This window comes from Parasegetibacter sp. NRK P23, from assembly GCF_023721715.1.
Lineage (GTDB): Bacteria > Bacteroidota > Bacteroidia > Chitinophagales > Chitinophagaceae > Parasegetibacter.
Genome location: NZ_JAMDLG010000001.1, coordinates 2,143,314 through 2,157,103 on the forward strand (window position 1 = coordinate 2,143,314; position 13,790 = coordinate 2,157,103).

The window sequence follows — 13,790 nt, forward strand, 5'->3', positions numbered from 1 at the left end:
GAGATTGAACTCAACGCTTTTTTTCAGCGAACACCTTCACCATCTGCAATACAATAGCCAGGAGAATGAGGGAGGAACCGAGGTAAAAACTTCCCTGTACTTCCCTGTTTTCCTGGAAAAGGGCAAAGGCGAGCAGTATCCCGTAAAGTGGTTCCAGGTTATAACTGAGGTTTACGGTAAAAGGAGAAATCTTTTCAAGTGCGCGAAGGGAAAGCTTGAACGCCCACACGGTGCAGCACCAGGCGAGCAGGATCAGCCAGCCGATATCGGAGAAAGAGGGCCATTCCAGTCCCAATCCGAATAGTGGCAGGTAGAATGGCAGGATGAGCGTAACCGTGAGCAGGCCACCCGTCATTTCCCATCGGGTAACGGTTTCGGCATCGTGGCGTTCCATTACTTTTTTGTTGAGCACGGTGAAGAGTGCGCCGAGAAAGGCGGAAACGCCCCCGAACAAAATGCCTTTTTCGTAACGGGTATCGAAATGAAAGATGAGCGCCACGCCCAGTACGGCCAGCAATCCGAGCGCAAGTTCGATCCAGGAGAGTGGTTTGCGTAGAAGGAAGGGTTCCAGAATTGCACTGAAGAAGCCCAGGGAAGAAAAGGCGACAAGCGCTACCGATACGTTCGCGTATTTGATGCTGCCATAGAAGCTCACCCAATGCAGGCCCACCACGGCGCCAATGCCCAACATTGTACGTATCGCCCTCCCATTTAAAGGAGTCTTCGTTTTCGAAAAAGCATACAAACCCCATAAGATCGCCACAGTAAACAATAGGCGGTAAAAAACCAGCCAGGCTTCGTTCAGGTGAATCAATCGCCCCAATACACCCGTTACTCCGGCGAGTAAAATGGCAGTGTGTAACTGGAGGAATGCTTTTTTCATCAGGCTTTATCGAGGGCCTCTTCCTGGAAAAAGCTACGGGTAGACTTAGCAGGATCCGTTTTTACCCTTTTGCGGTAATTTTTGAAGATGGAATGCCAGCGGAGTTTCAACACCCCAAGGATACCTTCTTTCACAATACCCTTATTCATTTTGGACACCCCGAATTTCCTGTCCTCGAACTGGATCGGCACTTCCACGATACGGAAGCCCAGTTTCCAGGAGGCGAACTTCATTTCTATCTGGAACGCGTATCCTACAAAACGGATCGCATCGAGGTTGATGGTTTCCAATACCTCTCTTTTATAACACATGAACCCGGCGGTAGGGTCCTTGATGGGCATCCAGGTAATCAATTGCGTATATACGGAGCCGCCTCTGGAAAGGAAAACCCTGTCCCAGGGCCAGTTCACCACACCTCCACCCTTCACGTAGCGGGAGCCGATGGCTACCTGTCCACCACCTTCTTTACAGGCGAGGTACAAACGTTGGAGGTCCTTTGGATTGTGGGAGAAATCGGCATCCATCTCGAAGATGTATTCGTAGCCTTTGTTCACGGCCCATTTGAAACCGTGGATGTATGCGGTACCCAGGCCGAGTTTGCCTTTTCTTTCTTCCAGGAAAAGTTTACCGGGAAACTCCTGTTGAAGCCTGCGCACAATATCAGCTGTTCCATCCGGGGAACTGTCGTCTATCACCAGCACATTAAAATCCTGGTTCAATCCGAAAACGGCCCGGAGAATATTTTCGATGTTATCCTTCTCGTTGAAGGTAGGTATGACAACTAGCTTTTCCAATGGCAATGTTTATCCTTTCTTTAACAGGGTTCTTTTAAGGATCTCGGTTAGTTTCTGCTTGGTGTGAAGGGGGAAATCACCTTTCATCATCCAATCGTAGTATTGGGGTTCGGATTTGAGGACATCAGCAACGGGTTTACCTTTGTACTTTCCGAAGTTAAATGTTTCCACGCCATTTTCCATCACAAATCTGCGGGCGAAATCCACGATCTGGTCGTCGCCGATGCACTTGATAATGGATTCAACAGTATCTCCCAATTGCGGGTACCTTTGCACCTGCGCTTCCAGTACTTCCCAGGTTGCGGTGGCATCCACTTCAGCACCGTGCGCCCCTTCAAGGTTTTTATTGCAATAGAACTTGTATGCCGCGCTGAGTGTGCGTTGTTCCATCAGGTGGAAAATCTTTTGGACATCCACCAATCTTCTGCCTTTCATGTCAAATTCCAGGCCAATGCGCAGCATTTCTTCCATCAGCAATGGAATGTCGAACCGGTTGGAATTGTATCCTCCGAGGTCGCAATGCTCCAGGAACTGCTTGATTTCGTTGCCCACCTGTTTAAAGGTAGGGGCATCTTTTACCATTTCATCGGTAATGCCATGGATATCACTGGAAGTTTTCGGGATGGGCATCTCCGGATTCAGGAGCTTCCGTTTTACCTGCTTTTCGCCTTCAACGGTGATCTTTACGATAGCGATCTCCACGATCCGGTCCGTACTAAGATTGATACCCGTAGTTTCAAGATCGATGAAAGCCAGGGGCCTGGTAAGCTTCAGTGACATGTTATTGGTATGCTATTGGGATTGCGCTGTTATTTGCTGCGCAAAGGTAAGGATATTAAATCCACCATAATTACCCGAACTCATGAATAAAAGTACCGTATCGGCAAAATTTTGCGCTTTCAGCCAGGATTCGAGGACCTGCGGGTCGTTAATCACCTCCAGTCCGGGCAGGGAGAAGCCTTCTTTCACCACATTGGGATCCAGTGGCGGCATTTTTTTGATCTCCAGCGCATGGGCGGAAAAGAACACGACGGCTTTATCCGCGCCATCCAGCGCACCGGCATACTCCTTCATAAAGTCAGCATTCAAAGAGCTGTACGTATGCAGTTCGAACAATGCCAGCAACTGCCGTTCCGGGAATTGCGCTCTTACAGCCTGCACCGTGGCCTTTACTTTGGAAGGTGCGTGCGCGAAATCCCTGTATACCACCAGCCCTTCCTTCTCCCCTATTTTTTCCAGCCTTCTGGCCGCGCCCGTAAAACCGGTTATCCCCACCAGGAATTGTTCCAGGGATAGCCCCAGTTCTTCCACCACCAGCCAGGCCGCGTTGAGGTTCATCAGGTTATGGGCACCGAAAACCTCGAGAGAAGTATCTCTACCGCCCAGTTTCAGGATGGTGCCCCCTTTCTCAATGCTGTGTGCGGGCACCCCATAAGGCTTCAGTGTAATATCCGTTCTTCCGGCGCTTTCCACCAGTTCTTTCAGCACCGGATCGGTTTCGTTGTAGATCAGTGTTCCACCTTCTTCGATCATCCCGATGAATATCCTGAACTGTTCCAGGTAAAAATCGAAGGTGGGAAATACGTTAATATGGTCCCAGGCAATCCCGGTAAGTACGGCGATCTCGGGGAAAAGGAAATGGAATTTGGGCCTTTTTTCCACGGCGCTGGCGGGATATTCGTCTCCTTCACAAACGATCAGCGGGGCTTCGGTCACTTTTACGGACTGGTCGAATCCTTCCAGTCTTGCGCCCACGAGGTAATCGAAGTCCTTCCCGGCTGTTTTTAACACGTGCATGATCATGGAAGTGGTGGTGGTTTTACCATGACTTCCACCTACCACAACACGTTTTTTGAACCGGCTTTCCTGGAAAATATATTCGGGGAATGAATACACGGGCAAGCCAAGTTCCTGCGCACGAACCAGTTCGGGGTTATCCAAACGGGCATGCATACCCAGTATGACCGCATCCAGGTCGGGGGTCACCCTTTCCGGATCCCAGCCTATTGCAGCCGGAAGTATGCTTTCTTTTTCAAGATTAGTACGGGAAGGCTCAAAAATTTCGTCGTCGGAACCGGTTACCCGGTATCCTTTACGCTTCAGGGCGATGGCCAGTTGGTGCATGACGCTGCCCCCGATGGAAATAAAGTGGATATTCATGTGTACCTTTGCAAACGAAACAGCAAGGTAATACGTTTATAGATAAAGCCTTCAGATATGAACAAACAAATTTTGGCCATTTTCCTGCTTTTTGCCCTGGCGGCAGGCGTGGTTTCCTGTACTTCCTCCCGGAAAGCCGGTTGCAAGGTGAATTCAGGCTACAGTGGTTACTAAGGAGTTGAACATTAAAATAAGATACAGTGAGTTGGATTGAATTGAAAGACGCGGCGCAGTTGGAAGAGATTATTGCGCAATCTAAACATACGCCCCAGGTTATTTTTAAGCACAGCACCCGTTGCAGCATCAGCACCATGGTGAAAGCAAGACTGGAAAAAGGGGAAAAGCCGGCCAATACCACCTTCTATTACCTTGACCTGATCAGGTACCGCGATATTTCCAACGCCATAGCGGAGCAGTTCCATGTTTTCCATGAATCGCCGCAGGTACTGCTGATCAAAGACGGTGAATGTATTTACGACGAGAGCCACAACGGCATCCGGATGGAATTCATCGCCGAGCAGGTCAATTAGTAACGCAGGTATTGCACTACCCTGCTCACAGGCAGGCCCATCACATTATAGAAATCACCCTCCACACGGGCAATGCCCACCACGCCTATCCATTCCTGGATCGCGTAAGCACCGGCTTTGTCGTAAGGTTTGTATTTTTCTACATAAAACTCAATCTGATCGGGCGTGAGCGGATGAAAATGAACGGTGGTGATGTCGTAGAAAGCGGTTTCCTTTTCTTCCTGCAAGATCGTAACGCCGGTGATCACACGATGTGTGTTACCTGCCAGTTTCCCAAGAATAAAAATAGCATCGGCTTTATCCACGGGCTTTCCGATAATTTCCTCGCCGAGTACCACTACGGTATCCGCGGCCAGGATCACTTTTTCTTTCCCTACTTTTTCACGTACCGCCAATGCTTTCTGTCTCGCGATGTGTACGGGCGCTTCTTCAACGGAAATTTCCGGAGGAAAACTTTCATCGGTGGGCACCACCACGATGTCGAAGGGCACTTCGGCCCATTCCAGCAACTGCTTTCGGCGCGGCGACTGAGAGGCCAGCACCAGTCTATCGGTTGAAGAAATATTGAACTCAGCCATAAATACTAAAAAAGATCATTGATAAAATACCCGTCATCATCACCAGTTTGATCCTGCTGCTGATTTTATGGAAATGCTCGGGTTGGGAAGCGGCCATCAGCGGACGGAACAGCAGGATCAACGGCACCAGTATAAAAAGAATGGAATAGATGGAAGACCACCACCATTTTAGCTGGAACGCATACACCTGTATGATGAGCACGGCAGCCGTAAGTACCACCATCCAGGTAACTATAAAAAGCTTAGACGCATTAATTCCCCAAACGATGGGCATGGTTCTGCAACCGTATTTCTCATCGCCATACATATCTTCCATATCTTTCACCACTTCACGGATCAATGAAATGATGAACGCAAAAGAAGCGTACAGTACACCGAATTTGTATATCCTGGTTTGAACGGCGGTGAAACCGGGATAAGTTTTCCCGATCCTGATTTCGCAGAACCAGATTACAAGCACCACCCATGCGGTAAGCAATGAAATGAGGATGTTGCCGATCAGCATTTTCTTTTTCAGACTGGTGGAATACACCCAAAGCAGCGCAACACACATGAGGTTGGCGGGGCCTATCAGGTGATTGCCGGTTTTCAGTCCCACCCAAACACCCAGCAATACACCGGCGGCGGAAAGGCCCAGGTGCCAGAGAATGGCCCATCTTCTACGAATGAGTTTGTCTACGATCAGCTTATCGGGTTTATTGAGCCGGTCGATATTCAGGTCGAAATAATCATTGATTACATAGCCCGCGGCGGCGATCAGTATGGAAGACAGACTGATACAGGCGAAGAGCGGCCAGGAAAGTTTGTGCGGATACACCACACCGTTAACGTTAAATGAAGGCAGTTGCAGGCAATAATAAAACAGGAGTTGCGTGAGTGCAATGAACACCAGGTTAGGCCAGCGGACCAATCGGAGGAATGCACCTATCAGCTTCATTTAGACTGTTGAGGATGACTTTTGAATGATGAATAAAGTACCCGCATGAAGTTATATCATTGGAAACAATTCAAAATCCAACATTCAAAATTTATAATTTCATTTCGCCGCGATATCCGATCCTATCTCCCAGTCGCCATTCAGCTTCAGCACTTTTTCAATCACTTCCCTGGCGCAACCGCTTCCACCAATGGTATTGGCCACATACCGGGAGATGGATTTGATTTCTGGCGCGGCATCCGCGGGACAACAGGGCAACCCAACCATGGTCATGGGGAGGTAGTCAGGAATATCATCGCCCATAAAAAGCACGTTTTCCCAGGACAATTCCTTTCTCAGAACAAGGTCGGCCAGGCATGTTTTCTTGTCCTTGACGTTCATGAAAACTTCGGTTATCCCGAGTTTCCCCAGCCGTTCCCGCACGGGTTCCGATATTCCACCGGAAATAATCACCACATCGTAGCCTTTCTTAACGGCCAGTTGCAGGGCGTATCCGTCCCTGATGTTCATGCGCCGCGCCATCTGGCCACCTTCCAGTACAAGAAGGGAGCCATCGGTGAGCACACCATCCACGTCAAATACGAAGCAACGGATCCGGGCGAATACCTCCAGCAGGTTCATAATTTATTTTTGGTTGTCTCTCCATTCGTACACCCAGGAGCTCTGGATCATTTCCAGGTGTCCTTCGTTGCTTTGTTCGCGTGTACCGGCAAAATTGGGTATCTGTAAAACCCATTCCAGCAGGTCGGTAAAACGGATGCGGTATATTCTTCCTTCTCCGAATTCGTCGCCGAAACGTTCGTAGAGTTTCATGGCAATATCTTCGTAGTCGTTCCAGTGAATGGGCGGCTCAAAATGAGACATAAAGTGAAATTTATAGCGTAAAAAACGTTGTTAATGAAGCGGTTATTCTCCGAGGAATTGAGTTTGGTCGGGCAGGGTCACCACCACTTCCCCCGAACCTTTTTCCAGCATACACTGGCATCCCAACCGGGAGTTAAGGCGTGGGTTTATGGCCCTGTCGATGAAATCTTCTTCCCTGTCGGTGATTTCCGGGAAGAACTCCTCGCCTTTCTCCACATAAAGATGGCAGGTGCTGCAGGCGCAAACGGCGCCGCAATTGTGGTGCAATTCTATATTGTGATCGAGTGCAATTTCCAACAGTGAGTCGCCCGGGGCGATGTTCTCCAATGTGACCGGCTCCAATCCTTTCTGCTCGAACTTGAAAGTTATCGTGTACATCTCAGCTTCATTTTGGGGGCAAAGCTACGGCAAAAATTAATACCGGGAGGGGGTCACGCACTGCTTCCAACCTCGCAGGCGCAAAGGAGCGCTGCTTCATTCTTCGCAGACGCAAGGAGTTGGTGATTGGGGTGATGGTTTCAAGGGAGCAATGCTTCATTCTTTGTAAATGCGAAGCGTTGCTGATTTAAGAGAGGGTTTCACGAGATCACTGCTTTCTTTTTCGCAGATGTGAGGAACTGCTTGGCAGGCTGATGCCTTCAAATGGTGAAAACACGGTACCCGGTGGCACCGCTATAGCTGTGCCACCGGGTACCGTGTTTTTCCGCGCATCGCCTCGTTTTATCACGGTTACCATACTTCAGGCCGTATTTTTGCGTTAGTTTTCTAAATCTTTCAAACGGATGAAGTATCTCTTTCTGGTTAGCATCGCCTTTTTACCGATGGTCGTTTCCGCCCAAACCGGCACGAAAAAGACAACCGTACCCGCACAAAAAACAGTTTTCTCCACCACCTGGGGCAATTTCCGCTCCGCAACGGCACCCGCGTCCTTCCTGAAAGCGCTGATCGATTCCGCCTTGCGGGTGAGCGATAACAAGGGAAACAAATACGAAGTGGAAAGTTTTGAATTCACTTACCGGCAAAAAGACGAGTTCACCAACGACGAAACCGGTAAAAGAGAAGTCCTCTTCCGTACCGTGCAACACAAAGCCGAAGGCCCTTTACTGCCCGAGCTCTGGCGCAATACAATCAGAGAAAAACTGAAGAAAGACGAAACCCTCTGGTTTGAAAAGATCATCATCAAAAACAAAGAAGGAAAACGCTTTCTGGCCCCGTCGCTGGAAATTAAAGTGCAATAACCTGCTTTGCCCGGCCAATAGCATACCTTTGCACGCTTAACCAGGCGAAGGCTATGAAATTCGAACAGTACAATATTTCCCCCGACATCAAACAAAGTCTGGCCGAAAACGGCTTCAGACGGCCCACAGATATCCAGTTCAAGGCCATTCCCTCCATCCTGAAAGGAGAAGATGTGCTGGCCATCGCGCAAACTGGTACCGGCAAAACGGCCGCTTTCGCTATCCCCATGCTGGAGATGCTGCTGCGTGGCAAAGATCCCGCCCCCAACCAGGTACGCAGCCTGGTGATGGTGCCCACCCGCGAACTCGCCATCCAGATCGCGGAAGCCTTTGACATGATCGGAAAGTATACCGGTCTCCATATTGTAGGCCTTTACGGCGGCGTGGAACAGGAAGCGCAGATAGAACTGATCGAAGAAGGAATAGACGTGCTCATCGCCACCCCCGGCAGAATGTTCGACCTGGTGCACCAGAAAAAACTGGACCTCCGGAAAGTGGAAATACTGGTATTGGATGAAGCCGATCACATGCTGGACCTGGGTTTTATTAAGGATATACAGGATGTAAAGCGCCTGCTTCCCAGGAAGCACCAGACGCTTTTCTTCTCCGCCACCATCAACAAAGAAATCAAGGACATCGCTTATTCGCTCGTTACCAACCCCATCCGGATCCAGGTTTCGCCACAGGACCCCGTTTCCAAAAACGTAACCCACTCCGTGGCTTACGTGGAAATGGACGATAAACGTTTCTTCCTGGAAAGACTGGTACGGGAGTTCCCTGAATCAAAAATCCTGGTATTTGTAAGGACCAAGGTACGCGCAGAGAGGGTGTTTGAGGCCATGAAGCGGGTTGGCATCGCTTCCATTACCATGCACGGCGGAAAGGAACAGGGCGACAGAATGCAGGTGCTCGATGCATTCAAAAAAGGAGAAGCTAAATTACTGATCGCCACCGATGTGAGCGCCCGCGGCATCGATATCCCCAATGTGGATTATGTGGTGAATTACGACCTGCCCGAAGTGCCCGAGAACTATGTGCACCGCGTGGGCCGGACAGGTCGCGGCGTGCAGAAAGGAAAGGCTGTTTCGTTCTGCAGCACCGAGGAAAAACCTGTGCTGGAAGCCATTCAGCAATACATCGGCAAAGAGATCACCGTAATGGAGATTGATGCCAAAGACTATGATTCCACCATCTCACTTTCAGAAGAAATCCCCAACGACAACTACAAACTTCTCATCAAAGAATTTGAGGAATCCAAAGAAAAAGCAAAACGGAAAAAGAAAAAACGCTGAGTTAGAACAGGTTCACGGGAACGATGAATTCGTACTGGTTCGGACTTCTGCCAAAAATATCATCATCCAGTAAACGGCTGTAACGCAACCCGAAACTCACGGGCAACTGGTTCCACCATTTCGTGTCGAAATAAATTTCCACCCCTGTGGAGCGCTGGTCGAATTCGAGGTAACGTACCTGGTTGTTCGATAGTCTGAAATTGTCTGCGATCCTTGAATGATCGTAAAATAGGTTTGCGCGCAGGCGCATCAGGTAAACGATGTTGCCGAAGCCCCAGTCGGGGTATGCCAGCGGAAAATGGTAGTTTACCGCCGCTTTCTGCATTTTGTAAAGATTCTCCGAAGTAAACCCGCGGGCATGCGGGAAACGATTGCTGAAACGGTAGTCGTTGGCGCTGTCGCGACGATGAATGGCTCCCGTCAATACTAGGTTATGCGTTTTGTGTAAGCCGGGCAGGTATAAACCTGCGGTAAGCAACAATTGCCGTCCCGTATAATTGTTGACGATAGATTGAAAATCGGCGGATAGGCTATAGGCGAACCTGGGAAAGATATGTTGCGTAGCCTGCTGAATCTGGGCGGAATAAGAAATGGTACCGCGCAGGAAATTGAACTTCCGGTTTTGCAGGGTGTCCTTTGCCAATCCTTTAAAAAGAATGGAGCGGTTGTTAAAACTGGTGGCCATTGAAAGTGTTCTGTAGAACCTGCCCGAGTTGAACTGTAAGGGCACCTGTGCGCCAATATTGGCTGTAAGTTCGTTCCAGGCCAACCTGCGGCCCCCACTTACCAGTGCATTGCGGTCCATATTGTAGTCGATACCCGCACGGATATAAGGGAACCATCCTCCAAAAACGCCTGCGGCACCAACAGCATGGCTTCCTTCGTTTATATTGTACCGGTAGTAGGTCTCCGACTGAAAGGTGTTAAGCACGTTTTGCCCATACACCGAAAAACTTAGTTCCGAAGCCTCGATGAAGGGCCGCCAGCTGTGAATATTGATGAAACGATGGCTTTTTTTGTAAGGGTATACCTGGAAGGAGTCCCGGGCGGCACGGGTAATATCCTCCACTTCTTTTAAGGTTTTGGGAAGATAGAGCGGTGTTGTGTTCCATTCCCCGGGTTCCACCGGTTGCCAATTTTCCTCCGTATGCTTTACTGATCCCGGGAGTGTTCCATTAATGGTAAACTTTCCAAATACAATGGAGTCTCCTGCTAAGGCTGGCGCGTACGCCCTTGTTACGCCGGTATAGAAAGTTGTGGCACCGGTATTCTTATCGATTCTGATGAGCCTGTCTTCATAGCGCAGGCCCGCGTTTCCATATATATATTGCTCCGTTACATTGGGTATGCCAAGTACCTGGAACGAAGGTGAGGTGAGCAACCTGAAATTTCCGGAGGAAAGCTGCATGGTAGCAAGCGCGTTCGTGCCATTTGGAAAACGGAGTACGGTGACTAACGCCGTATCTCCATCAAATTTCGGGTAGGTGAATACACCGTTTCCGGACACGTTTTTTAACAGATGAAGGGGGAAATCAAACCTGCGGGTGATGGTGCCCGTGGTATCCAGGAGAACGAGCGTACTTTTTCCGGTGGTATTGTTTTCCACGGCCGCTATCGTGGTACCTGCCGTATTGATGTCGGGAGAGAAAAGCCGCTGGCGTTTCGTAACTCTTTTTTCTTTCCTGGAAGAAAGGTCCAGCAATACCACATCACTGTATTCGGTCCAGGTCCAGCGGGGATGAATGCCGTACCTGGTGTACACGAGTTTACCGTTTCTTTCGGAAAAATAATCGTCGGTCCCTATTTGCCTGGAGATGATTTTTCTGGAACCTTCGCTTGTTTTCAGATAGAACGCGGGGATATCCCTGTAACTGCTTTTGTGCCATAGCACCCCGTTCTCAGCAGGATGCGGGTTCGCCCAATTGGAAACATAACCCGCTCTTTTCGTTCCGGTGTTCTTTTCTTCAAATTGTTGATTGTAATATTTCAACGCATCCTGCACAAAGTTTTGATACGGAATGCCCGCATGTTTTTTCACCGCTTTCTGAAGCGGATAAAACAGTCCTTTGAAACGGGCGGCATCATCGGTTACTTTTCGCCAGAAATCAGTGCCGTATTTCTCATAGCCATATCCCACCAGGAGATATCCCAGTTCATAATGCCCCGGATACAGGTAACGGTAAGATCCGTTGCGCAGTTGCATATAACTGAACGATGCGCCAGATTCCTTCAACACTTTGAATTCATTGAAGAAATAAGGGATCCGCCCCCTGCCCTGTCCGGATTCCGCGGTTTCCTGAAAAACAGCGTCTCCTTCAAAGAACCAGTCAGGTATGGAAGCGGCGTTCATCAGCGCCTGTCCTTCTTCTCCCAACACAATACTGCCCAGTTTGGAAAGCCCTTTATTAAAATTATTGTATTGCTGCACGTGGCGGTATTCATGCGCGGCCAGTTGCAGGTGCCAGGGCAAAGTGCCGAGGCTGTAACTGCCGGCCGGAGGGTTCATGTAGAATTCGCTTCTAAAAGGAGCCAGTCCTACATATCCGTTGGAAACGACCGGACTATATTGCAGGACGATGGGCACCTGGCGCACTTCCTCCCCAATGGTTCCGCTTGTTTCTTTTGCCAGCAAACGGATGAGTGAAGCTATTTCTGCTGCCTGAACATCAAGGCCCGCCGGGAATATGATGCGTGCGGTATCGTTCCGGATCTGCTTCCATTTTATACCCGGACGGTTACCGCCAAAGCGCTGCGCCATTACAGCAAACATACTTAGGGAAAACAGGCATACAAGGCCGGTCCGGAGGATCATCTGCATGGGAAAAGAATTGGTCACTAATGTACGGAAATTAAGATTTGAACAGATTTTTCCCAGCTCCGCAAAAGTTTTTATTTTCATGGCAATGATACAGATACGCGCTGCCATACACGAAGACATTCCAGCCATTCAAGCCATCGCCAACGCCGTATGGCCACTTACTTACGGCGCCATTCTACCCGAAGGACAGGTGCCTTACATGCTGGAAATGATGTACAGCAAAGATGCGCTCACGACCCAAATGGATAGCGGGCACAGCTTCCTGATCGCGGTGTCAGAAGGTATGCCTGTCGGCTTCGCCTCCTTCGGTTTTACCGCTCAGCAAGCTGTGAAACTGCACAAGTTGTACGTACTGAACAATATTCAGGGGAAAGGAATCGGGAAAGCCTTGTTTGAAAAAGTGGTGGAAATGTCAAGGAAGCACAAAGCCACACTGCTTTACCTGAATGTGAACAAACAAAATAAAGCGTATCATTTTTACCTGAAAACAGGGTTCCGCGTACTTCGGGAAGAAATAATTGATATCGGTAACGGGTATGTTATGGATGATTACATTATGGGCATCGACCTTTAACGATCACTGCCTGCCCATCGCGGCGCTTTTCATTTCATCGGCAAGACTATTACCAAGATACTTATCGATCCAGGCGTGCACACCATAAATAACAGGTGTGAGGGCAATCGCCACCACGAACTTATAAATATAATTACCGGTGCCCACGGCCAGCAATTGTTCCGTACTCCAGGGCGCGCCGTTAGAAGGATCGATGGATGGCCCCAGTACGAAAGCAACATACAATACCACGAAGCTGTCGATCAGCTGAGAAATCAGCGTGGAGCCGGTGGCCCGGAGCCAGATGCTTTTTTCCCCGGTAAATTTTTTGATGCGGTGAAATACCAATACATCGATCAGCTGACCGATCAGGAAGGCGATCAGTGAACCCACAATGATCCACAGTCCCTGTCCGAAAACAGCCTGGTAAGCGACCTGCATATCAGGTACACCCGCGGTTGATTTACTGCCCGTCCACCACCCTGCCGGCGCAAGCCGGATCGCGAAAAAGAACATGATGAACGCATATGCTATAAGCCCGGCGGCCAGGTAGGAAAGGAACTTCACCCCTTTAGGGCCGTAGTATTCGTTGATGATATCGGTCATGATAAACACCACCGGCCACAACAATACGCCTGCGGTAAGGTTGAAGGAAAAATCGATCCCGAACAGGTTCAGGTGGGCCTGGTGTACGCCCAGTGAATCTTCCAGTGAAAATATCTTCACGCCAATAAATTCCGCGATGAGCGCATTGGCGATAAAAATTCCTGCAAGGAGGATGAAAAGTTTGGTGGGTTTGTGGGAAATGATATTTTTTATCATAAAAACAAACTTAACAATATCTGGGTGAGCAGAAACAAAAAGTTGACCAGCGCCAGCCATAATGGAACATATTGCTTCAACTTTTTCCGCGTGAGCAGCAGCCATCCGTAAGACAGATTAATCAATACCGTGCCGTACAGCGCCATTACGGAGCCCATGATAATGATACCTGAGGTAAGGAATACTTCGGGAACCTGCGGCGCCAGCCTGATGTACAGGGCCAGCAGGTAGAACAGGTTGCAGATGAACACCACCCTGGAAAAGAAGTAAATCCAGCGCATACGCGAAACGTTAAGTGTACGAAGCTACTGAATGTTTCCC

16 protein-coding genes are annotated in these 13,790 nt (G+C 49.2%); 4 read left to right on the top strand and 12 right to left on the bottom strand.

Annotated elements, in window-relative coordinates; all coding sequences use genetic code 11:
• Window positions 1-10: 10 nt before the first annotated feature.
• The 4 genes from M4J38_RS08695 to murC are packed head-to-tail and all read right to left on the bottom strand — an operon-like array spanning window position 11 to window position 3,837.
• Entirely contained in the window at window positions 11-883 is an 873-nt protein-coding gene (locus tag M4J38_RS08695; RefSeq protein ID WP_251759162.1) for a DMT family transporter, read from the bottom strand.
• A complete protein-coding gene (locus tag M4J38_RS08700) occupies window positions 883-1,677 on the bottom strand; it encodes a polyprenol monophosphomannose synthase (protein WP_251759163.1) in 795 nt (264 codons plus the stop codon). Before M4J38_RS08700 ends, M4J38_RS08695 begins: the two co-directional genes overlap by 1 nt.
• 9 nt (window positions 1,678-1,686) lie before the next feature.
• The gene (locus tag M4J38_RS08705; RefSeq protein ID WP_251759164.1) at window positions 1,687-2,457 is read right to left on the bottom strand and encodes a 3'-5' exonuclease; all 771 of its coding nucleotides are present in this window, start codon (window positions 2,455-2,457) and stop codon (window positions 1,687-1,689) included.
• A 12-nt stretch (window positions 2,458-2,469) separates the two neighbouring features.
• The gene (gene murC, locus M4J38_RS08710; RefSeq protein WP_251759165.1) at window positions 2,470-3,837 is read right to left on the bottom strand and encodes a UDP-N-acetylmuramate--L-alanine ligase; all 1,368 of its coding nucleotides are present in this window, start codon (window positions 3,835-3,837) and stop codon (window positions 2,470-2,472) included.
• Window positions 3,838-4,037: 200 nt separating this feature from the next.
• Between murC and ytxJ the strand changes: the two genes are divergently transcribed.
• On the top strand, window positions 4,038-4,367 hold the full coding sequence (gene ytxJ, locus M4J38_RS08715) for a bacillithiol system redox-active protein YtxJ (RefSeq protein WP_251759166.1): 330 nt from the start codon (window positions 4,038-4,040) through the stop codon (window positions 4,365-4,367).
• On the opposite strand, the gene M4J38_RS08720 is transcribed toward ytxJ, so the two are convergent.
• The 5 genes from M4J38_RS08720 to M4J38_RS08740 form a co-directional block, all read right to left on the bottom strand.
• Window positions 4,364-4,945 (bottom strand): nucleoside triphosphate pyrophosphatase, encoded by a 582-nt coding sequence (locus M4J38_RS08720; protein WP_251759167.1) that lies wholly within the window; start codon window positions 4,943-4,945, stop codon window positions 4,364-4,366. The genes ytxJ and M4J38_RS08720 overlap by 4 nt on opposite strands.
• On the bottom strand, window positions 4,938-5,882 hold the full coding sequence (locus M4J38_RS08725) for a geranylgeranylglycerol-phosphate geranylgeranyltransferase (protein WP_251759168.1): 945 nt from the start codon (window positions 5,880-5,882) through the stop codon (window positions 4,938-4,940). The genes M4J38_RS08720 and M4J38_RS08725 overlap by 8 nt, the downstream gene beginning before the upstream one ends.
• 99 nt (window positions 5,883-5,981) lie before the next feature.
• Entirely contained in the window at window positions 5,982-6,503 is a 522-nt protein-coding gene (locus M4J38_RS08730; RefSeq protein WP_251759169.1) for an HAD family hydrolase, read from the bottom strand.
• A gap of 3 nt (window positions 6,504-6,506) precedes the next feature.
• Window positions 6,507-6,746, bottom strand: a complete 240-nt coding sequence (gene iscX, locus M4J38_RS08735) for a Fe-S cluster assembly protein IscX (RefSeq protein WP_251759170.1) — start codon at window positions 6,744-6,746, stop codon at window positions 6,507-6,509.
• A 42-nt stretch (window positions 6,747-6,788) separates the two neighbouring features.
• Window positions 6,789-7,124 (bottom strand): 2Fe-2S iron-sulfur cluster-binding protein, encoded by a 336-nt coding sequence (locus tag M4J38_RS08740; protein WP_251759171.1) that lies wholly within the window; start codon window positions 7,122-7,124, stop codon window positions 6,789-6,791.
• Window positions 7,125-7,528: 404 nt separating this feature from the next.
• Here M4J38_RS08740 and M4J38_RS08745 point away from each other — a divergent pair, with 404 nt between their 5' ends.
• Window positions 7,529-7,984 (top strand): hypothetical protein, encoded by a 456-nt coding sequence (locus M4J38_RS08745; protein WP_251759172.1) that lies wholly within the window; start codon window positions 7,529-7,531, stop codon window positions 7,982-7,984.
• A gap of 53 nt (window positions 7,985-8,037) precedes the next feature.
• Window positions 8,038-9,276 carry a DEAD/DEAH box helicase gene (locus M4J38_RS08750; protein WP_251759173.1) on the top strand — a complete coding sequence of 413 codons (1,239 nt, stop codon included), beginning with the start codon at window positions 8,038-8,040 and terminating at the stop codon, window positions 9,274-9,276.
• 1 nt (window position 9,277) lies between these two features.
• Here M4J38_RS08750 and M4J38_RS08755 read toward each other — a convergent pair whose 3' ends face one another.
• On the bottom strand, window positions 9,278-12,094 hold the full coding sequence (locus M4J38_RS08755; protein WP_251759174.1) for a hypothetical protein: 2,817 nt from the start codon (window positions 12,092-12,094) through the stop codon (window positions 9,278-9,280).
• Between the two features lie 79 nt (window positions 12,095-12,173).
• On the opposite strand from M4J38_RS08755, the gene M4J38_RS08760 reads away from it, so the two are divergent.
• On the top strand, window positions 12,174-12,668 hold the full coding sequence (locus tag M4J38_RS08760) for a GNAT family N-acetyltransferase (RefSeq protein WP_251759175.1): 495 nt from the start codon (window positions 12,174-12,176) through the stop codon (window positions 12,666-12,668).
• A gap of 3 nt (window positions 12,669-12,671) precedes the next feature.
• On the opposite strand, the gene M4J38_RS08765 is transcribed toward M4J38_RS08760, so the two are convergent.
• Window positions 12,672-13,469, bottom strand: a complete 798-nt coding sequence (locus M4J38_RS08765) for a queuosine precursor transporter (protein ID WP_251759176.1) — start codon at window positions 13,467-13,469, stop codon at window positions 12,672-12,674.
• Window positions 13,466-13,750, bottom strand: coding sequence for a hypothetical protein (locus M4J38_RS08770; protein ID WP_251759177.1), 285 nt, complete (start codon window positions 13,748-13,750; stop codon window positions 13,466-13,468). The genes M4J38_RS08765 and M4J38_RS08770 overlap by 4 nt, the downstream gene beginning before the upstream one ends.
• Window positions 13,751-13,790 lie beyond the last annotated feature (40 nt).